The sequence below is a fragment of the Echinicola soli genome, assembly GCF_006575665.1.
Lineage (GTDB): Bacteria > Bacteroidota > Bacteroidia > Cytophagales > Cyclobacteriaceae > Echinicola > Echinicola soli.
Genome location: NZ_CP041253.1, coordinates 639,513 through 659,981, shown reverse-complemented (window position 1 = coordinate 659,981; position 20,469 = coordinate 639,513). Strand labels below are relative to the sequence as shown.

Genomic DNA, 20,469 nt, shown 5'->3' with positions numbered 1-20,469 from the left:
GCTAAGTAGCGTCAAGATCTCCTTTCGATTACCTTAATAAGTTCTTTTCAAAATTCATGCCTTAAACGTTAGATGTGGATTATAGGGAGATAAGGAGGGCAAAATATTCGGTAATCCGAAATAAATGGACTGGTGAAAAAAAACTATAATTAGGTTATAATTGATACTTGTATCCCTGAAAAAAATCTGTAATAAAAAAAGAGAACGTTCTTATGCATAATGGTTGCCCACTCTCCTTTGCCATAAAAACATCCTCTTTGAATAATTTAACACAATGCTGTAGGAGAAGGACTCGAACCTCCACGGAGAAGTTAGGCAACACAAGAGCTCTATGTGTGCTTTATCCCAGAATCTCCACCCCCGAGACAGGAGGGCTTGTCTGCCAATTTCAACATCCTACAGTATAATTAGCCTCTTTTGACTAAAGGATTGCTCAAAGGTAATGAATAGGTTTAAATTTTAAAAATTACACAATTAAAACGGTTGAATTTTACATTATTTTAATTATATGGGTGTTGTTGCATGTTGATTTGTAATTCATCATGAAAAATAAAGGTAAATTTTAATAATATGGCAACATGCAGTTTACATTGAAGTAATAGTTTGATTTGACGAAAAAATAGTGTGGTGATATTGGTGTTTGCAGAATTAATGATTGATCAATAGGTGGTTTGGTGGTCCCTGCAAAACAATTAAACAAAAAAATGCCAAAATAGAATAATAAGCTTTTATGGCTATTATAGAAATGTGATGTCTTCTATCGCTCCTTTTCCGAATTTTTCTTCGATGATGTTGAGGACACGTGACTTGTTCATCATAAGTTCTTTTTTGATGGGGCCTGAGGAGAGTTTTACGAACAACTTTTTATCCTTGGCATAGATGCTGGATGTCCTGTTGGCAATAGAGTTTCCCATCATTTCTCCCCAAGCACTGACGATCTTCCTTTCATTAAAGCGGTCTTTGAGCTTGTAGGCTTGAAGCAAGTCCTCAAACGCTTCCTTAAGTGGGGTGATTTCTTTTTTGCGCGGGTTATAGTCCTTATATTTTTTCATGGTAGTCAAAGGTAGCGTTACTTTGTCATAGTAACAATGATGAGCAGGCATAAAAGATTAGGCAGAAAAGTAGGGAAAACGTGCCAAGTAGTTGACCCCAAGCATCAAGAGAGGAAAGTCCTCTCTCCGTATCAAGGGACTAGATGGAGGGAAAAGAGTCGAGAGAAAAGAAGAAAGTACTGATTTTTTAATCGCATACCTTTAATTTAAACAAACAGCTTACCGGCGATATAGTCTGCCAAAAGCTTTCCCTGTTTAGTGAGGCGAAGGTGATCAGCATCTGCTTCCACCAGTTTTTCTTTGCGAAAGCGCTCGATCAGTGTTCCTTTGGTCTGCATAATGTCTACGCCAAACTGCTGTTTGATTTTATGCAGGTCGACTCCCCAAATCGTCCGAAGGGCAGTGAGCAGGTATTCGTTTAGCAGGTCATCTTGGCTAAGGATATCTTTTTCGAATGGGATGGAGTCATTTTCCAGCGCCTTGATGTACTTGGGGTTGTTGGCGAGGTTATGCTGTCTAGAGGTGCCGTCAAAGGAATGGGCACTCGGGCCAATGCCCAGATAAGGGATACCTTTCCAATAGTTGCTATTGTGCAGGGCAAATGCGCCTGGTTTGCCAAAATTGGAAATTTCATACTGGATATATCCGGCGTCTTCCAGCCGTTTTTGCATCAGTTCAAACTGGTCAGCACTGAAATCCTCAGAGGCGGGATTGAAGGTGCCTTTTTGAACCCATTTCCCCAATGCAGTATCCGCCTCTACAGTAAGGCAATAGCTGCTGATGTGCCCCGGTGCTAGCTGGATGGCCTGTTTGAGATCATGTTCCCAGAGCTGGTGATCTCCAGCGGGAAAGCCATACATCAGGTCGATGGACAGTTTGTCAAAACCGGTTTTCCTGGCTTCCTCAATGGAATGTAAGGATTCTTTGGCAGTGTGCGTGCGATTATAAAATCGCAAGACCTCATCGCTGAAACTCTGGATACCGATGCTTAGTCGATCAAAGCCAAGTGCCTTCAGTGCTTTCAGCTTTTCATGGCTGAGATCATCTGGATTGGTTTCGATGGTCATTTCTTCCAAGTCAAGCCGATAGTGAAGCGAAATAGTATCCAAAATAGCAGAAAGCTCCGACGATGAAAGCAATGAGGGGGTTCCCCCTCCAAAATAAATGGTTTTGATCGAGGTGTTTTTGCCAAAGTAGTTTTTTTGGAATACGAGTTCCTTGCAGATCATACTGACCATTTTGGCTTTCAGCGCTATAGAAGTGCTGAAGTGAAAGTCACAGTAATGACACGCTTGTCTGCAAAAGGGGATATGAATATAAATTCCTGCCAAATTGATTACTTTTATCGACACAAAGTTAAGTAAAACAACGAGAAGGATTTTTGAAACGCCGATTCATTATAGCATTGTTTTTTGCTTGTTGGTTCAGTACGTCTTTACTGGCCCAGCAGCGGTATGCATTGCATTATGAGATTAGAGGTGAAAAGAGTGAAAGAGGCTCGGCGCAATTGGTCGATTCACTTGCCGTAAATGCTTTCATGAAAGCGCATATTGAGCGTTTACGGGAAGAGGGGTATTTGATGGCTGAGGTGGAGAGAAAAGTGTTTCGCGATAGCCTGGTTACAGCGCATATCCAGACTCATGGGCGATTTGATTGGGTTTCATTGGAAAGTGGGAATTTACCGGACCAATTATTAAGGAGGGCAGGCTATGATGCCCGTCTCTTTCAGGGGCAGCCTGTTTCGTATCAGCAGGTGGCTCGCCTCTTTGACCGTATATTGGAGCTCAAGGAAAACGAAGGGTTCCCCTTTGCTGCCGTAAGGCTTGATAGCATCCGTCAAGGAGACCATTCACTTCGTGCCCATCTAGCGCTGGAAGAGGGGCCTTATATCCGTTTTGACAGTTTGAATGTGCTGGGAAATGCCCGTGTGAAAGTGGAGTTTCTTGCGAGGAGTCTTGGTATTGTGCCTGGGGAGCCCTATTCCCAGAAAAAAGTCCAGGCTGCAATCCGAACCATTCAAAATATACCGTATTACAAACTCGAAGAGCCGCCAAGGGTGAGTTTCCAAAACAGCGAGGCAACGCTATATCTTACCTTGAAAAACAGAAAGATCAATACCCTTGATGGGATCATTGGGCTACTGCCAAACGAAGCGGAGGCCAATAAGTTGCTGGTGACGGGACAGTTTGATTTGGATATTTATAATCCAGCTGGTAAGGGCCGACAATATGGGCTCCACTGGCAAAGGCTCACCCAGTACAGCCAAAACCTGGAGATAGCGGCGTTGGAACCGCAGATTTTCGGGACAGGGATAGATGTGAATGCTTCCTTTTTCCTGCTCAAAGAGGACACGAGCTTTGTGAACAGGGATTTTAGGTTCGGGTTTGGATTTCAGGTAACGCCCCAGTTATATATGGATTTTTTTAGCAGATGGCAATCAGGGGATTTGCTCTCGGTACCAGAAGTCAGTTCGGCCGATGAACTGCCAGAAGTACTGGATTTCCGTTACCACAGTTATGGTGTACGGCTAAGTTATCACGACCTGGATGACGGCTATCTTCCCATGAGCGGTTGGAGGCTGATGGCTGAGGGGGGGGTAGGCAATAAAAAGATTCTGCATAATACAGCGATAGAGGAGGTGTTCTATGAGTCAGTGGGGCGGGAAGCGCTGCAGGCCTTTGGGACGTTTTCGGCAGAGGAATATTGGCGGGTGAGCAAAAGATTGGTCGGTTTTTTGCGGCTGCGGGGAGGGCTGCTTTATGGGGACAACATCCTGAAGAATGACATGTACCGACTGGGAGGACTAAGGAGCATCAGAGGGTTTAATGAGAATTTCTTTTTCGCAAACCGATATGTTTATGCTAATTTTGAGCCCAGGTTTTATTTTGAAGAAAATTCTTATTTTCTGCTGTTTACAGATGTAGGGGCATTGGAGCAATCAGGCTGGTCGGTTCCCAAAAGCCGGGATAAGGTGCTGTCGTTTGGCGGTGGGCTTAACTTAAGCACGGGGAGTGGAGAGTTTAGGTTTTTGTATGGAATGGGGAAATCAAATGAGCAGAAAATGGGGATAAATTACGCAAAGATTCACTTTGGATACATTGGCAGATTTTAGTTTTATGAAGAAAGATTTAAAAAGGCTGGTAGTGACCTTGGCTATGGGATTTCTTTTTGGTGCACTACATGGCCAAGTGTTGGAAAACTATAATCCAAAGATCGTGATCGAACACAAATATGAGCTAATCCCTTCCTCAGTGATAGCCATTGCAGATCTGAATCTAAAAGATTATCCAATGTCTTCATTTCAACTGGAATTCCCTGAAAAATCAGCTGTTTTTTTAGGGGATAAACTTTGGCTATATGCGGTATCGGATACCAGTTTTGTCATTCCTATGGAGCAGCTTAAAAAAATCAGTGGGGAAAACACCAAAACCCTCTCGCTGATGGTTTATAAAGAGGGAATAGACAGTGACCAGTTATCTGTGAAAAAAGGCGTTTTTCGGAAGGGAAGGCCGGTAGCAGGAGGAGTCAACGTTCCCAATGAGCAGCTGAGAGAAAAGGATACGGTAAAAGACTTTATGATTTTGGCTTTTGTGGTGGTGTTGGCATTGGTGGCATTGTTTAAGGTGACCTATCCGATGGTTTTTCAGTCCGTTCTTAGGCCGGTTTCATTGTTTCAGGAAGAGTTTTCCGAAGGTAGTAGTGGTATGAAGTTATTTTCGTCAGATGTGATCTTTTACATGCTGGTGTTCAGTATGCTTATGTCATTGTTTGCTTTTTCCTATTTGCATTTTGCGGGGATTGGGCTTTTGGATGAATTTTTGGGGGATGGACTTAACTCACTTTTGCTGATATGGCTGTCGGGTTCGGTGATATTTATGGTAATGTCATTTTTAAAATACCTGTGGATTAAGATTTTTGCGGTGGTTTATCACTTGGATAAAATTGATTTCAGTCAGTTTTTTTACATGGTAAAGAGTTTGATGTTGGTGTTGTTGATTTTGTATGTTGTCGTCATGGGGTTCTATCTACAGGGATATACAGCGATGGACGAAATGATGAATTATGCCGTTTGGTTGTTTCTGGTGGTCTATTTGGTGGGAATTTTTAGACTTTTTTACTTAATGTTAAAAAAAGTCCCATTTAAAAGTTACCATTTATTTTCTTACCTTTGCAGTTCGGAATTGGTTCCCTTTTTAGTGATCGTTAAACTGATCGTTGGCTAATCGGGAAAAATACCAGAGAAAACAAAAGAAGAAAAAGAGCATATGACAAAATCTACCAAGGACAGATTTAGGCCGGTGAAGAGTATTTTGGTTTCTCAGCCTCGACCTTCAGATGCCAAATCTCCTTATTTTCAGTTGGCCGAGAAATACAATCTGAAAATTGATTTCAGGCCTTTTATACAGGTAGAACCTGTTTCAATCCGGGAGTTTAGAAAGCAAAAAATCGATATTCTAAAGCACACGGCAGTCATTTTTACGAGCCGTAACGCCATCGATCATTTCTTTAAGATTTGCCAGGAACTCAAAATCGAAATGCCTGCTGATATGAAGTACTTTTGTATTTCTGAGCAGACAGCTCACTATCTTCAGAAGTACATCGTGATCAGAAAGCGTAAGTTGTTTGTCGGCGTAAGGACAGCTGCGGATTTGTTTGATTACTTCAAGAAGCATAAAGGAGAAAAATATCTTTTCCCATGTTCGGATATCCGTAAAAATGACATTCCAGATTACTTGGCCAAGACCAATATAGAATTTACAGAAGCAGTAATCTATCATACGGTGGCAGCCGATTTGTCGGATTTGAAAGATATCAAGTATGACATCCTTGCTTTCTACAGCCCTTCAGGCATCAAATCATTGATTCACAACTTTTCTGATTTTGATCAGGGAGCGACCAGGATAGCTGCTTTTGGCCCTACCACTTCCAAAAGCGTGCGGGACCAAAACTTGATTTTGGACATTGAGGCACCGATGCCCAATGCGCCAAGTATGACAGGGGCACTTGAATTATACATAAAAAAAGTGAATAACATCTAAAAAATCCCAACATTTATAAGGTAAATTCGATTATAATTGTGTAGACTAGTCATATAGATTCAATATACTTTTGAAGCGCATGAAAAAGAGAATTTACCTTAGTTTTATTTTTTTTTCAGGAATACTACTTGTGGGTATTGGTCCATCGATGGTTTATGCACAGCAAGATGCCCAGTTTACCCAGTATATGTATAATGGGCTCTACTATAATCCTGCTTTCTCCGGAAATCATACGGGTTATCGATTTACGGCATTGCATAGAAGCCAATGGTTAGGTTACACCACATCCTCAGGAAACGGTGGTGCTCCGACCACGCAACTGGTAACAGCTTCCGGAAGGATCCCGGGGACATCATTCGGTTGGGGAGTGACTTTTATCAATGATGACATTGGGCCTGCTACCAGCCAAGAAGCGAATATTTCCTTAGCTTATCATAAGAAAATAAGAAGAGGTGTTTTGAGCTTAGGGGTTTCGGGCGGAATGTTTTCCAATACCATCAAATTTGATGAGATCGATGTGGTGAATCCAGACCCCTCCATCCCATCCAGTGGTAATGAAAGCCAGATGAGTGCAAATTTTGGAGCAGGGATCCTTTATGAAGCACCGAAGTATTACTTGGCACTGAGCAGTCGTCATATCAATGAACCGACGTTTGATTTTGGCGAAAACACTTTTGATAACCAGCTGGTCAATCACAGTTATTTGATGGTGGGATATAAGATCAGGACTTTTGCACAAGTAACGTTTGACCCAAGTATCTTATTAAAAAGTGAAGGGTTTAATAATTTTTCATATGATGTGAGCGTTATAGCGACATATGATGACCGTATGAGCGGTGGGTTGGCCTATAGGGGCGAAGAGTCCCTATCAGTATTGTTGGGGTATAAATTGTTGAGAGATAAATCCCTCAAGATAGGGTATGCTTTTGATGTGGTGATGGGTGGAAACGAGGCAAAAGCCCCGACCTCTCATGAGTTTATGTTAACGTATAATTTACCAGCAGTAACTAAAAGAATAGAGAGTATCATACAACGAACACCAAGATTCCGGTTTTAATTAACCGTTAATTTTGTCCGATTTTTTGCAATGTTTTGGTATTTTCTCTTAAATTTCGATCTTGGTAAAAACACGTTAATCGAAGAAATAAAGAATTGTCAACAAAATTGTCTTATATGTACAAGAAAATGAACTCACGATTTTTGACAGGGGTCGTGATGCTACTTTCCATGGCACTGCTGCAGGGATGCGGCCTATTTGGTAGCAAGGGTTCTGCTAGCGAAAAGGCCAACAGGTCTGGAGAAGTTACGGGTGTGCCGGATCGGTCAGGATGGCAACAGACCCTTCCCCATGAGATGGTGCCTGTAAAAGCGGGTACTTTTTGGATGGGACAAGCAGATGAAGATATTGCGGTCAGCAAGTCCTCGCTGAACAAGCAGGTAACGATATCAGAGTTTTATATGGACAAATACGAAGTGTCCAATAATAAATACCGCCAGTTTTTGGAAGCGGTAAGAATGGGAGAATTGGCCCTGTCTACTCCAACTACGCTTAAAGACCCTCCTCAGTTTAATATCGATGAACTCGTGCCGGACACCACTGTTTGGTCGCAGAGCTTTACCCACCACTATGGTGATCCTTTGATGGAATACTACTTTGAGCATCCTGCCTTTGATGATTATCCTGTGGTGGGAATCAGTTGGGAACAAGCCAAGAAGTTTTGTGAGTGGAAGAGCTACCATATGAATGCCAATGATAAGTCGGAATATGACATGCCAAGGTTTAGGTTGCCATCTGAAGCTGAATGGGAATATGCCGCCAAAGGAGGAAAGGAAATTGCCAAATACCCTTGGGGAGGTCCTTACCTGAAAAACAGGAGGGGATGCCTTATGGCCAACTTTAAGCCAGGCCGTGGTAACTATATCGATGATGGTTTTGCGTATACGGCACCGGTAGATACTTATGCCCCGAACAATTTCGGTATTTATAATATGGCAGGAAATGTATCCGAATGGGTAGAAGATGCTTATAATCCCGCAGGAAGTGCACTTACCTGGGACTTGGATCCCAAGTATGAAGATATAAACGAATCCCGTAAGGTCGTTCGTGGAGGCTCTTGGAAAGATATTGCCCATTACCTGGAGACCAGTACGCGCACCTATGAGTACCAAGATGTAAAAACTGCCCATATTGGGTTCAGAACTGTAATGACCTTTATTGGTCGATCTGGCTCCATGGATGTTAGGGCTACCAGAAGGCGTTAATCAATTATACACATACACACACACACACACACACTTACACATTAATTTAACAAACCATACTTTTACTACCTATGGCTAAACACAACGAAACTTCTTTCACCCACAAATTTTATGGTTCAGTAATGCCAAAAATTTATGGGATCGGTGCCTCTGTCGTGATCTTGGGAGCAATGTTCAAGATTTTGGATTGGCCTTTCGCTTCACTAATGATCGGCGTAGGATTGTCCACCGAAGCAGTTATTTTCTTTCTTTCTGCTTTCGAACCAAAATCCCAAGAGGTGGACTGGAGCAGGGTCTACCCAGAACTTGCAGATGAATCTACTCCGATGGCATCTCCGAAAGCAAGAGCGGCCGTTCAGACTTCCGGTGACCAGACCGCTCAGAAGCTGGACAAAATGCTTGAAGATGCCAATATTGGATCTGACCTTATTGATAATCTTGGTAAAGGGCTTAGAAATCTAGCTGATTCAACCCAAAAAATGGGAACAGTAGCAGATGCTGCACTGGCTACCAATGAATATGCAGAAAATGTAAAAGTAGCTTCCAAGACTTTGGTGGACATTAACCAGTCTTACAGTAAAACTGCCGCGGCCCTTTCTGAAATGTCAAATGCTTCCCATGAAGCCAAAGAGTATAGAGATCAGGTAGTCTCAGTGACCCAAAATTTATCTGCACTGAACGCAGTGTATGAGATGGAATTGCAGGATGCTAACAGTCATGTTAAGGTGCTCAATAAATTCTATTCTAACGTTACTGCAGCCATGGAAGGCTTGAATGAAGCAGGTAAAGAAACCGAAACATTCAAAGCTGAACTGGCCAAGCTAAATAAAAACGTTAGCTCCCTGAACAGCATTTATGGCGGTATGCTTACGGCCATGAAGGGGTAATTTAATTTATTGTAGGACTAATAATTTAACTGGATATATATGGCCGGTGGAAAAGAAACGCCAAGGCAGAAGATGATCGGGATGATGTATCTCGTTCTGACCGCTCTTTTGGCGCTACAGGTAAGTAATCAAATACTGCAAAAGTTCATTCTTCTAAACGATGGCTTGGAAAGAACTTCCAAAAACTACATCGAAAAGAATGCATCGATCGTCAGTAATATTGAAGCAACAGTAGAACAGCAGGGAAATAATGAAAAAGACCTGCCCAAAGTAGAAGCTGCTAAACAAATCAGGGAAAAGACTTCGGAGATTTTCTCCTATTTGGAAGGATTAAAACAAGAACTGATTACGCAGTCAAATGCAAAAAATGATGAAGGGCAATTCAAAAACAGCGCTCTGAAAAATACGGATATTGCTGGCAATATCTTTAATAACAACAAGAAAGGGTATGAGATGCAAGAGCGTCTTAATCGGTACCCGGAGGAGATCGAAGGATTAATGAGCGGAATTGGAATTCCGTTGGAGTTTGAGCGAATCGCCAAGGATGCCGAGGAAATCGACTTGTTCAAGAATGACCCAGATGTAAGGTACAAGGATTTCGTAAACCTGAACTTTGTAAAATCTCCTATCGGAGCGGTGCTGGCCATTATAAGTCAGTATCAGAACGAAGTGCTAAATATCGAATCCGAATCCCTGGGAGCACTTACCCGCTCTTTGGGATCGTTTTACTATAAAGCCGATATCTTCGAACCAATGGTCGCTGCCAACTCCAATATCGTGGCGGCGGGGACCAAATTTGAAGGCAACCTGTTTATCGCTTCGGCCTCTTCTTCGGCCCAACCGAAAATGCGCGTGAACGGAAAAGAAGTTCCTGTGGAGAACGGTTTTGGTAAAATTAGCTTTCCAGTAGGTCCTGCCGACAGTTATGATGACAGGGGACTTGCCAAGCGTACCTTGGAAGGTGAAGTGGTTGTAAATATCGATGGTAAGGATAGTCTGTTGAGTGTAAACTATGACTATTTCGTGGCCAATCCGACCATCGAAGTGACCGCTGAGGCTATTCAGCAGCTTTATGCACAATGTGCAAACGAACTGAGCATTAAAGTGCCCGCATTGGGCAATAGCTATGCACCTGAGTTTTCCGTTACCAATGGACAGGCCATAAAGGGCAGTAATCCTGGTGATGTGACCATTATTCCTGCTAATTCAGGAAAAGTAAACATTGGCGTAAGCAGTGGTGGTGCCAAAATCGGAACGGTTAATTATGATATCCGCCCAGTTCCTGCACCGACTATCACAGCCTTTAACGGGGAAAGAGAAATAGATACCAGTGTGCCTTTTCCGGCTCCGGGACCTTCTCAGCTAAAGATAAAAGCTGTACCAGAGCCTACCTTTGGCAGGACCATGCCTAAGGATGCACGGTTTCAGGTTTCTGGTGGTGTAGTAAAACTGCTGAGAAATGAAGTGCCTAGGGACCAGGTCAATATTAGTGGCGAGGATATAGCAATAAGACAATTGCTTGCCGCTGCCCGAAGTGGTGATTATCTGGTGATTCAAGTAACGGAAGTGACCAGAACTAACTTCCAAGGTCAAAAGATAAAAAGTAATGTTAACCATATAGAGCGTATTGCAATTAAGTAATTCGGTGTGTGGTTAATGGCTTTTCTTATGAAGCAAAATACATGGTTATGAAACGAATAGAAGCAAAATACATCGCTCCATTGTTGATGGTGATCTTGATGGCTGTCAGTCCAAGTGTCTTTGGACAGACTGGTTCCACGAGTGTAGATCCTTCGGCGACTGGAGATAGGCAATTTGAGGTGGATACTGTTTTTTCTGCCCATCCTATCCGGGAAGACGATAAGATGTACCAGATAGGTGTGTGGAGAAGGGTAGACCTTCGTGAAAAATACAACCATCCCCTTTACGGTACAGGAGATACCAAACGTAATGGCATCATTTATAGCATTTATAAGGCAGTGACTGAGGAAAATGCATTTGAGCTATTTGCCGATGAGGAGTTTACTGAGCCCCTGTCCATTGCTGATTTTCAGAATAACTTCTGGATGTCTGCCAATGGTGACAGCATCTTTGTGAAGAACCTTTATTATTTGGATTTCAGGGAAGATTTCTTGTTTGACAAGCACCATTCCCAAGTGAAATTTGATGTGAAATACATCCACTTGGTGATGCCTTCGCAGACCAATGCCAATGCCGGTGAAAAAAGCATCGCTTATATTCGGTTCAAGGACTTTTATGAGTATTTCAAGAACCACCCCGAGGCAAAATGGATAAATTTCAGCAATACTTCAAAGGATCTTTCCTATAGCCAGGCTTTTGACCTGAGACTGTTTAAATCGGTGGTGAGGAAATACTCCAATGCGGACAATGCCCTGATTGCAGATATGGTAAATCCTGAAAATCCCAATCCGGAGCTACAGGCGTATTTGGATGGGCTGAAATTTGAATACGATCTTTTGGAATTCGAAAACAGTCTTTGGGAATGGTAATTTCCAAAAGCTAAGTAAATTAACTGGAAAGCAGGTGATGTAAAATTACCTGCTTTCCAGTTTTATAAAGTTGATGATCCTACTGGCCTTGTCTTTGCCAATGATCTCGGCAAGGTCATCTTCAGAAGCTTCCCTGATTTTTTTCAAGGATTTGAAATGCTTTAAGAGTTTATTGGAAGTAGAGGGACCAATGCCCTCGATGGTATCAAGTGCTGTCTTAAAAGCGTCTTTGCTGCGGATATCCCTGTGAAAGGTGATGGCAAAACGGTGGGCTTCGTCCCTGGTGCGCTGGATAAGACGCAATGATTCAGATTTTTTGTCGATATGTAGTGGAAATGAGTCACCAGGAAAATAGATCTCTTCCAGTTTTTTGGCAATGCCGATGATAGGTACTTGTCCGTAGATGCCCAAGGATTTTAAGGCTTCCACTGCTGCAGAAAGTTGACCTTTTCCACCATCGATCACAATGAGTTTTGGAAGGGGCTTGTCTTCCTTGATGAGTCTTTTATACCTTCTGCCTACGATCTCTGTCATACTCGCAAAGTCGTCAGGCCCTTCTACTGTTTTGACATGGAAGTGCCTGTATTCTTTTTTGGCGGGCTTTCCGTCCAGAAAACACACCATGCTGGCTACAGGATAGTTGCCTTGTATATTGGAATTGTCAAAGCACTCGATATGATCAGGAATATCCTTAAGGGAGAGATCTTTTTGGAGTTGGAGCAATACCCTGTTTTTCTTTTCTTTGGCCTTTCCGCTGAGCAATGCCTTTTCCTTTTTGTAGTACATGGCATTTTTAAGGGAAAGTTCGACCAGCTTTCGCTTGTCCCCTATTTTAGGCACGGTAAGGTGCAATCCTTCGATAGGTTCATCCAGGTCAATATTACTGAGGATCTCCTTTGCATCACTTTGGAACTGATCCTTCAGGTGGAAGATGGCCGTGAGAAGGAGTTCTTGTTCGGTTTCGTCGAGTTTCTTCTTGAGCTCTACGGTTTTGGTGATGTTGATCGCCCCGTTTTTGATGTTTAGGTAATTGACAAAGGCAAATTTATCCGCAGAGACAATGGCAAAGACATCCAGGTCCGTGACGTGGGGGTTGGTCACCAGTGATTTGGCCTGGTATTTTTCGAGCAGATCCAGTTTGTCCTTAATTCGCTGGGCTTTTTCAAAAGCTAGGTTTTGGGCAGCTTCGTGCATTCTGCTTTTAAAGTAGGCCTTTGGCACTCCAAGGTTGCCTTTGAGGATGTTCTTTGCCTGATCGATGTCTTTCATATAGTCAGGTTCGCCCTGTAAGCCTTCACATGGTCCCAGGCAATTACCGATATGGTATTCCAAACAGACTTTGTATTTCTGCTCAGCGATTTTATACGGATTTAGATCTAGCTTACAAGTACGTATTGTAAAAAGACTCCTGATCAGTTCCAACACGTTGTTCATAGCCTTGACACTGGCAAAAGGGCCATAGTAGGTGCCTCTGGAAGGAATGAGCTTACGGGTGGGATAGAGCTGAGGGAAATGCTCCTTGGTAAGCAACAAGTAGGGGTATGTTTTGTCGTCCTTTAGGAGGATATTATACCGAGGTTGGTTTTTTTTGATCAGGTTATTTTCCAGCAGCAAAGCATCAAACTCCGAATTGACAATGGTAAATTCGATCCGACGGATTTCTTTGACCATTCGTCGTGTTTTAAGGTTTAGTCCAGTACTCTTTACGAAATAGCTGGCTACCCGTTTTTTGAGGCTCTTAGCCTTGCCTACATAGATGAGCTTGCTGTCATCATTGTAATATTTGTATACCCCAGGTACATCAGGGAGCTTATTGTATTCTTCAGGGCTGTATGAAGGGCTTTGCATAAAACAAATATAAAAAAAAGGGCTGTCTCATAATACTACATCATTGTCCCAAAGGGAATGATTCGGATGAATATTAGCTGAAGCAATCCCTTTGTAGTAGCAGAAATAGCTCCTTGAGATCACTTCGCTCCTTCTGCGATGTCGAGTCAATTTATGAGACAGCCTCGTTTTTTGATAACTTTCCGTGGCTTGACTAAGGCATTTGGCCATTAGAAGTCATTGCTTCGTTGGTCATAGTCGAAGTCGGTATATTCATCTGTTTGGATTTCGTATTCGTCACAGTTCAGCTCGACACTAAGTGGCCTTTCGGGCTTTTCAAAAGCACCTTTGGTGATTCCCAAGGTAGGATCTTCATACACTTTGGTCATGTATTTTACCCATATCGGACGAGCGGTTCTGGCTCCTTGACCACTGATCCAGCTTCTGAAGTGGACGGCCCTATCGTCACCGCCTACCCAAACGCCAGATACCAAATCTTTGCTAAGTCCGATATACCAGCCGTCCGAAGCATTCTGAGTAGTTCCTGTTTTACCCCCTAGTTCATTGCCTTCCCTGAGGTGCATCGGAACGCCTTGGCTGGTACCGCCGCGTTCTTGAAAGCCACCTTGTAGCATGTGGAGCATTAAGTAAGCGTCCTCTTCACTCATGGCAGGGCTTTTACGTGCTGGGAACTGGTGGAGTACATTGCCGTTTTTATCTTCTATGCGATCGATATAGTAAGGTTTAATGTGTTCACCTTTATTGGCAAAAGTGCTCATGGCACCTACCATTTCCAAAATGGAAACATCACTTGTTCCTAATGCCAATGCTGGTACGGGATCCAGGTCGCTGGTAATTCCAAGCCTATGGGCCATTTCGACCACCACTTCAGGACTTATCTGCTTCATCATGTAAGCAGTAATAGAGTTGATGGATTGGGCCATGGCCTGGCGGATAGTCATCTTTTCATAAGTGAATTTACCGTCCGCATTGCTTGGGCTCCAAGTAGGTTGACCGGGGATGTTTACTTCTACCGGCTGGTCCACTACCGTATAGCAAGGGCTGTAACCATTTTCAATGGCTGCGGCATAGACGAATGGCTTAAAGGTAGACCCTGGCTGTCGTCTCCCTTCTCGGACGTGATCATACTTGAAGTATTTGTGGTTCAGCCCACCTACCCAAGCTTTGATATGGCCAGATCGGGGGTCCATCGAAACAAAACCTGCCTGCAGAAATGTTTTGTAATAGCGCAAAGAGTCCATAGAGCTCATCACGGTATCGATTTCTCCTTTTTCCCAAGAGAACACTTTCATTTTTTTCTTCTCGTTCAACTTGATGGCCACCGAATCAGATTCTGATCCGTATTTATTGACGAGTACACGATAGGCTTCCGTCCTTTTGATCATGGTTTCCAGGAAGTTTGGTATTACCCTGTTGTTACTGTCCACCCAGGGCTCTCTACCCCGGAGTTCGGTAACGAACTTAGCTTGGAGTTCCCTCATGTGTTCATCAACGGATTCCTCAGCATATTTCTGCAAACGGCTGTCAATGGTCGTATAAATTCTCAGCCCATCTCCATAAAGGTCATAAGGCTCTCCATCAGCTTTAAGGTTTTCCTTAGCCCATTTGAGAAGGTCAGATTTCACGATTTCACGGAAATAGGTGGCCAGTCCTCTGTTATGGCTTTCCACGTTGTAGTCCAGCTCAATTGGCATTTGGGAAATACTGTCGTACTGAGCTTGCGTGAGGTAGTCATACTTCATCAGTTGACCGAGTACCGTATTTCTTCTTCTGGTGGAATTTTCGGGATTATAAACTGGACTGTAATAGGTCGGAGCTTTGAAAAGTCCTACCAATACAGCTGATTCCTGGATATTAAGGTCTTTTGGAGCTTTGTTGAAGAAGGTCTTGGCAGCCGTTTTGATGCCAAAAGCATTACTGCCAAACTCGGAAGTATTCAGGTACATGGTAAGGATCTCATCCTTGGTATAGGCTTTTTCCAGCTGTGTGGCCACGATCCACTCTTTGGTTTTGATAATGAGCATCCCAAGGCCGGGGACGCCGCTTAAGGTGCCTTGTGATGCCTCTCCCCTGGTTTTAAAGAGGTTTTTGGCAGTTTGCTGACTGAGTGTACTGCCCCCGCCGGCACTGCTTTGTCCCATTAGGATGGTCTTAAAAAGGACCCTTGCCAAGCCCTTTGGGTCTATCCCCGAATGGTCTTCAAAACGGATATCCTCCGTAGCGACAAGGGCATTGATCAGGTTTTTGGAGAGTTCATTGTACGTTACTGGCGATCGGTTTTCGCGGTAATATTTTCCCAGTAGCACGCCATCGGCAGAATAGAGTTCTGAGGCCAATTCATTTTCTGGATTCTCCAAGGCCTTAAAGTCGGGAAGGTCCCCATATAGGCCTAGAAAGTCCACACTTACGGACCAAACAAAGATGGCGAAGCCAAAAAGGCCTGCAAAAAGGGCGATCCATAGGCCCTTGATGATCTTTCCCGCTAATGATCGGGTTTTAGTGGTGTTTTTTTTATTACTCATGTTCGTATCAATAGGAGGACTTAAAGAAGACCTCGTATTCAGCAATGTCTTTCCTTTTGTTCAGCTGCTGGAAGTTTTGGATTGAAATTACAAAACTACGCTTTTTTAATTCCTCAGGTAATCCCTGGTACTTAAATTCTGTTAAGAACTTCCTTCTGTAGTCCATGGCTTTGTCTGCATTAGAAAAGGGGCTGACCAGCAAAATTGATTGATTGCGGGTGAAAGACAGATTCCCTGTTCTGAGCCTTGAATCTTGAAAATTCTTTTCATGAAAATTCTCTAACTCTGCACTTAAATTTTTGGTTTGGGTGATCGCTTCAGGATCAATGACCAAAATAAATATATGGGTTTGTTCTCTGTTTAGTTTATAAACCTGCTTTTCAGCTCCCAAGCTATCTAAGGCAAGCTGTTTTTCTGCGTTATTTACACGCAGTGAATCACTTATATTGGTAGAGTCTGCCGCAACGATCTGCTGTTCTTCTTTTTCTCCAGTCAATGCTACTAGCATATTTCTTGCCATTTTTACCAGAGCGGTATTTTCGGTGTTTTCAATATAATCTTCAAGCCGCTCTTGATAGCGTTCATTGGGTTCCAGTTTTCCTGTTAGCATGATATCAAGGAGCAAAAGCTTGTCGGTCACCTCAGTAAGTGGATAGCTGTTAAGCGTACTCTGGGTGAGGGTTTTGGCCGTGGTATAGTCATTAGCTTTAAAAGCAGTATAGGCTTTTTTATAATTGGCCTCAGCAGTTTTGTTGGCCGCTGTGCTGGATGTTTCATTGACGGGGTTGTTGACCGATTTTGTAAATGGCGAATCAGGGAATTCCTTGTTCAGCTTGCTGACATAATAAGCCGTGCTGCCACCGGTTTCTTTTTCTATCAGGTAAAGCGTATAGTAGGCTTCTGATTTTTTCTCAGAATCAGGATGAAATTGCAGTAGGTCTGTGAGGTATTCCCTGGCCATGTCCGAACGTTTTAGATCGAAAAACAATACTTTTCCCAGTTCCAGCCGGGCTTCTTCCATTTGGTCGTTCAGCTGGGAGATTTGTTCTGGATCCCTGGGAATATTGGCCAGCAAGCTTGCTTTATCAGGAAGTATACCCCGAATGCTGTCCTCTTGGCTGATTGGACTGGCTGAGGTGGTGTCCTTTGCAGAGGGAAGTGAAGAAACCGTGTTCCCGAAACTGCTGGACGTACGACGCCAATTGTCTTCCAGTGCCCTATTTCCCCAATTTCTAAAAAATTCGATTTCTCCTTTTTGCATGACGGTGGGATTGTCAAAATAGAAGGAGGAGGCAGAAGCATTGCCTCCAAAGGCCAAGAAATTATCAAAAATGCCAGCATTCTTTTGGGCGCTTTTCTCTTCTGCTTCAGCCAGTAAGCGTTCCTCTTCGGTTCTAATATAGTTTTCGGCGATTTTTTCCTGCTCTTCAGGACTCATTTGGCTTAGCCTCAGCAAGCTGTCATTTTCAGTTAATAATTCATAATTGGCCGTGTACCTGTCCAGAACGTCTTTTTTGGATGAAAGAATCTCGTAGTTGGAGTCGGTAGGCTTGAAGTGTTGGAGGGCACTGTCGAGATAGTACTTGGAAGCCCTGTAATCCTCTTTTTCATCAAAGAAAATCTCTGCCAGTTTTTGGTAGATGTAGCCTTTTTGTTTTTCGAGTTTCCCAGGCTCTAGGGCTGCCTGGTGAAGAAGTGTGATTGCTACTTCGGTCTCGTTTTGTTTGAGTTCGAAAAGTGCCTTTTCATAGAGCACTACGTCCCTGAGGTCGACGTTTTTGCGGTCTTTATACAGGTTGTCGTAATAATCCCGTACCTTTTTAAGGTCCTTGCTTTTTTCGAGTTCAGCCACCTGTTGGGCGTACAGTTGGCTGAAGAAGGCCAGTTCATAAGGAGGGTTGCCTTCTGAGGCGTCATTGTAGTAATCATAGGCCCGTGCATCAAAACCCGCACGTTGGTAAAGTTGGGCCAGGATAAAGTTTAGCCGGGACTTTTCGTACTTATCTGTGGTCACCTCAATGCATTTGGCCAGTGCGGCGATGACTCCTTCTTGTTCATGTCGCACTTCATAATAGTAGGCCAGTGTTTTATAAAGTTTTTGTTTGTTGTCTTTTGAAATATCAGTTTCCTTGGAGAGAAAATCAATTACATAAGAAGCATCGTCAAACTTCCGCTGTTCCACAAAAATCCTGAGCAATTGGATAAGGGCCTGATGCCGCACTTCCTTGTCCTTACTGTTTACATTAAGGTATTTATACGTGTTGATGGCATCATCGGTATTGGCTTCATAATAATCGATAAGCCCAAGCAGGAAGTAGCTGTCGTCTACCCATCGGCTGATGCGGTGCCAGTCAATGGCCTTTCCCGCCAGCTCACGGGCTTCATTCAGCTTTTCTTCATTGGCATCCACAGAGGCACTATCAATAGGGAAATATACGGGAAGTACTTGGGTATAATCCTCTTGATAGGCATCCCTGAAACTTGCTTCGGCTTCCTCGATTTTTTCTTTTGCAAGAAAATAGGCATTGAACCGGGCAGTTACATTATGGTACAGTCTATTGGTAAAAGTGTTTCTTTCTGAAGAACACCCTAGCAAAAGGAAAAATAGAAAAATAAGAAAATTTGAAGTCTTTCTCACGTTACGATGCTTAAATCAATTTCAAGTTCCCAAATTAGTGTTTTTGAATCAATAATGTAAACGCTTACGTTTAATCTTGTAATTTTGTAATATTGGGCGATCAGGTAAACTTGACATATTTTGGGATTACAACAAAAGATAAAAAACTGGATCGAAAACAAATACCTTTTCGTCATCAGGAGGGAGGAAGACTTTTCAGTCATTACTTCTTTAAGTATCAATAAGATAAAAGTAGGCCTTGTATTGGTGTTTACTTTATTGGTCTTTTTCATGATTTCGCTCATATTATCAAGGACGCTTTTGGCCAGTTGGTTTGATCCTGCATACCAGGAATCGGAAAACATGAAGAAAATTTATTCCCTTTCCCAGACGGTTGACAGCTTATTGGTAGAGGTGGAAGCAAAAGATCGCTATCTGCACAATATCCAGCAGATCATATCAGGGGAAACCGCTGGCGATTCCTTGACACAGCGGGACAGTGTCGTCGAAAGGGCCGATCCTATACGTGTTCCGACCAGTGAGGATCTTTATAAAAAAGGGGCAGCTACTCAGGAGATTATTGATGAGTTTGAGGCTATGCCACCAGATGAAGGTAGTTTTCAGCAACTCAATAGCAGTTCGTTTACAGAGACCTTTTTCTTTTCACCGATCAAAGGGGTGGTTTCTGCACGATTTGATCTGTCCAAGGATCATTTGGGCGTGGACTTGGTGTCTGAAGAAAACGAACCTGTCAAATCTGTGGCCGATGGGACGGTGATCTTGGCTAGCTGGACGCTGGAGACGGGATATGTCATAGCCGTACAGCACTCCAATGAACTGATTTCTATTTATAAACATAATTCTGTATTATTGAAATCTATTGGGGAACCAGTGACGGGTGGAGAAGTCATTTCTGTCGTAGGGAATACTGGTGAACAAACGACCGGTCAGCATCTTCACTTTGAATTATGGTATAAGGGGAATCCTCTAAACCCACAAGAATTTATAACCTTCGATTAAAAATTATGTTTAATAAGGGAGAAGAAAAAAAATCAGTAGCGGAGATGGTAAACTCCAGTAATGTAATTGCAAAGGAAACTTCTATCAAAGGAGATATTGTCACACAGGGAAATATCAGGATAGAGGGCAAAGTAGACGGGACACTATGTTCCAAAACTAAAATTGTCATTGGTGAATCAGCGCGGTTGATCGGTAATATAGACACCAAAGAGGCCGAGATAGCCGGCAATGTGGAAGGAGAGGTGAGGTGTTCAGAAATCCTTTTTCTCAAAAAGACTGCTGTCATAAACGGTAATATTTTCGCAAAAAAGCTGGTTATCGAAAATGGCGCTGTATTTAACGGCGAATGCAGGATGACCAATAATTCGGTGAAGCAAGAAAAGAGTGAAATGAATACGGTTTCTCTAAAGAATGAAAAATCAAAATCAGAAAAAGAAGTCGCCGCAGGGTGAATACCCTGAATATGTAAAGTACATTGGGCTGGCTTTTCAGATGTGTGCCATTATCGGCTTGGGTACATGGCTGGGATGGGTAATCCAAGAAAGCAGCCAGATGAAATTTCCGGTGTGGCTGCTTTTATGTTGCTTTGTGTCCATAGTCGTGGCCTTTTATAGCTTATTTATGTCGCTAAAGAAGTGATTACCTGCTGCTGGGTATGACCATGTAGGTTGTTTTTTTAAGTACTAATGTGACAGCTAGTTAACCCGAAAAT

16 protein-coding genes are annotated in these 20,469 nt (G+C 43.0%); 11 read left to right on the top strand and 5 right to left on the bottom strand.

The window, feature by feature from the left end; all coding sequences use genetic code 11:
- Positions 1 to 737 precede the first annotated feature (737 nt).
- Positions 738 to 1,052 (bottom strand): DUF721 domain-containing protein, encoded by a 315-nt coding sequence (locus FKX85_RS02830; protein ID WP_141613288.1) that lies wholly within the window; start codon positions 1,050 to 1,052, stop codon positions 738 to 740.
- Positions 1,053 to 1,258: 206 nt separating this feature from the next.
- On the bottom strand, positions 1,259 to 2,383 hold the full coding sequence (gene hemW, locus FKX85_RS02825; RefSeq protein WP_141613287.1) for a radical SAM family heme chaperone HemW: 1,125 nt from the start codon (positions 2,381 to 2,383) through the stop codon (positions 1,259 to 1,261).
- Positions 2,384 to 2,433: 50 nt separating this feature from the next.
- On the opposite strand from hemW, the gene FKX85_RS02820 reads away from it, so the two are divergent.
- The 8 genes from FKX85_RS02820 to porN all read left to right on the top strand — a co-directional run bounded on the left by FKX85_RS02820 (position 2,434) and on the right by porN (position 11,750).
- Positions 2,434 to 4,164: a POTRA domain-containing protein gene (locus FKX85_RS02820; RefSeq protein ID WP_141613286.1), complete on the top strand. Its 1,731-nt coding sequence runs from the start codon at positions 2,434 to 2,436 to the stop codon at positions 4,162 to 4,164.
- Positions 4,165 to 4,168: 4 nt separating this feature from the next.
- Positions 4,169 to 5,275, top strand: coding sequence for a DUF4271 domain-containing protein (locus FKX85_RS02815; RefSeq protein ID WP_229239743.1), 1,107 nt, complete (start codon positions 4,169 to 4,171; stop codon positions 5,273 to 5,275).
- A gap of 42 nt (positions 5,276 to 5,317) precedes the next feature.
- Positions 5,318 to 6,091, top strand: coding sequence for a uroporphyrinogen-III synthase (locus FKX85_RS02810; RefSeq protein WP_141613285.1), 774 nt, complete (start codon positions 5,318 to 5,320; stop codon positions 6,089 to 6,091).
- 79 nt (positions 6,092 to 6,170) lie between these two features.
- Positions 6,171 to 7,148 (top strand): PorP/SprF family type IX secretion system membrane protein, encoded by a 978-nt coding sequence (locus tag FKX85_RS02805; protein WP_141613284.1) that lies wholly within the window; start codon positions 6,171 to 6,173, stop codon positions 7,146 to 7,148.
- 116 nt (positions 7,149 to 7,264) lie between these two features.
- Complete coding sequence (porK, locus tag FKX85_RS02800; RefSeq protein WP_141613283.1) at positions 7,265 to 8,353, top strand: T9SS ring complex lipoprotein PorK/GldK; 1,089 nt, start codon at positions 7,265 to 7,267, stop codon at positions 8,351 to 8,353.
- Positions 8,354 to 8,424: 71 nt separating this feature from the next.
- On the top strand, positions 8,425 to 9,240 hold the full coding sequence (gene porL / locus FKX85_RS02795; RefSeq protein ID WP_141613282.1) for a type IX secretion system motor protein PorL/GldL: 816 nt from the start codon (positions 8,425 to 8,427) through the stop codon (positions 9,238 to 9,240).
- Between the two features lie 39 nt (positions 9,241 to 9,279).
- Entirely contained in the window at positions 9,280 to 10,881 is a 1,602-nt protein-coding gene (porM, locus tag FKX85_RS02790) for a type IX secretion system motor protein PorM/GldM (protein WP_141613281.1), read from the top strand.
- 47 nt (positions 10,882 to 10,928) lie between these two features.
- Positions 10,929 to 11,750: a type IX secretion system ring subunit PorN/GldN gene (gene porN, locus FKX85_RS02785; RefSeq protein WP_141613280.1), complete on the top strand. Its 822-nt coding sequence runs from the start codon at positions 10,929 to 10,931 to the stop codon at positions 11,748 to 11,750.
- A gap of 45 nt (positions 11,751 to 11,795) precedes the next feature.
- Here the strand turns inward: porN and uvrC are convergent, their stop codons facing one another.
- From uvrC to porW, 3 genes are all read right to left on the bottom strand, one after another.
- Entirely contained in the window at positions 11,796 to 13,598 is a 1,803-nt protein-coding gene (gene uvrC, locus FKX85_RS02780; protein ID WP_141613279.1) for an excinuclease ABC subunit UvrC, read from the bottom strand.
- A 209-nt stretch (positions 13,599 to 13,807) separates the two neighbouring features.
- Positions 13,808 to 16,120 (bottom strand): penicillin-binding protein 1A, encoded by a 2,313-nt coding sequence (locus FKX85_RS02775; protein WP_141613278.1) that lies wholly within the window; start codon positions 16,118 to 16,120, stop codon positions 13,808 to 13,810.
- A gap of 7 nt (positions 16,121 to 16,127) precedes the next feature.
- Positions 16,128 to 18,758: a type IX secretion system periplasmic lipoprotein PorW/SprE gene (gene porW / locus FKX85_RS02770; protein ID WP_141613277.1), complete on the bottom strand. Its 2,631-nt coding sequence runs from the start codon at positions 18,756 to 18,758 to the stop codon at positions 16,128 to 16,130.
- A 120-nt stretch (positions 18,759 to 18,878) separates the two neighbouring features.
- Between porW and FKX85_RS02765 the strand changes: the two genes are divergently transcribed.
- Genes FKX85_RS02765 through FKX85_RS02755 form a run of 3 tightly spaced genes read left to right on the top strand, consistent with a single transcriptional unit; the run spans position 18,879 to position 20,396 of the window.
- Positions 18,879 to 19,757 (top strand): M23 family metallopeptidase, encoded by an 879-nt coding sequence (locus tag FKX85_RS02765; RefSeq protein WP_141613276.1) that lies wholly within the window; start codon positions 18,879 to 18,881, stop codon positions 19,755 to 19,757.
- 5 nt (positions 19,758 to 19,762) lie between these two features.
- Positions 19,763 to 20,209 (top strand): bactofilin family protein, encoded by a 447-nt coding sequence (locus tag FKX85_RS02760; protein ID WP_168196205.1) that lies wholly within the window; start codon positions 19,763 to 19,765, stop codon positions 20,207 to 20,209.
- Entirely contained in the window at positions 20,169 to 20,396 is a 228-nt protein-coding gene (locus tag FKX85_RS02755) for an AtpZ/AtpI family protein (RefSeq protein WP_141613275.1), read from the top strand. Before FKX85_RS02760 ends, FKX85_RS02755 begins: the two co-directional genes overlap by 41 nt.
- Positions 20,397 to 20,469: the final 73 nt, after the last annotated feature.

Excerpts from the sequence above, each read along its gene's own strand:
- FKX85_RS02830 (WP_141613288.1), bottom strand. The coding sequence starts at position 1,052 with ATGAAAAAATATAAGGACTATAACCCGCGCAAAAAAGAAATCACCCCA.
- FKX85_RS02815 (WP_229239743.1), top strand. The coding sequence starts at position 4,169 with ATGAAGAAAGATTTAAAAAGGCTGGTAGTGACCTTGGCTATGGGATTT.
- FKX85_RS02810 (WP_141613285.1), top strand. The coding sequence starts at position 5,318 with ATGACAAAATCTACCAAGGACAGATTTAGGCCGGTGAAGAGTATTTTG.
- FKX85_RS02805 (WP_141613284.1), top strand. The coding sequence starts at position 6,171 with ATGAAAAAGAGAATTTACCTTAGTTTTATTTTTTTTTCAGGAATACTA.
- porK (WP_141613283.1), top strand. The coding sequence starts at position 7,265 with ATGTACAAGAAAATGAACTCACGATTTTTGACAGGGGTCGTGATGCTA.
- porL (WP_141613282.1), top strand. The coding sequence starts at position 8,425 with ATGGCTAAACACAACGAAACTTCTTTCACCCACAAATTTTATGGTTCA.
- porM (WP_141613281.1), top strand. The coding sequence starts at position 9,280 with ATGGCCGGTGGAAAAGAAACGCCAAGGCAGAAGATGATCGGGATGATG.
- porN (WP_141613280.1), top strand. The coding sequence starts at position 10,929 with ATGAAACGAATAGAAGCAAAATACATCGCTCCATTGTTGATGGTGATC.
- uvrC (WP_141613279.1), bottom strand. The coding sequence starts at position 13,598 with ATGCAAAGCCCTTCATACAGCCCTGAAGAATACAATAAGCTCCCTGAT.
- FKX85_RS02775 (WP_141613278.1), bottom strand. The coding sequence starts at position 16,120 with ATGAGTAATAAAAAAAACACCACTAAAACCCGATCATTAGCGGGAAAG.
- FKX85_RS02760 (WP_168196205.1), top strand. The coding sequence starts at position 19,763 with ATGTTTAATAAGGGAGAAGAAAAAAAATCAGTAGCGGAGATGGTAAAC.
- FKX85_RS02755 (WP_141613275.1), top strand. The coding sequence starts at position 20,169 with ATGAAAAATCAAAATCAGAAAAAGAAGTCGCCGCAGGGTGAATACCCT.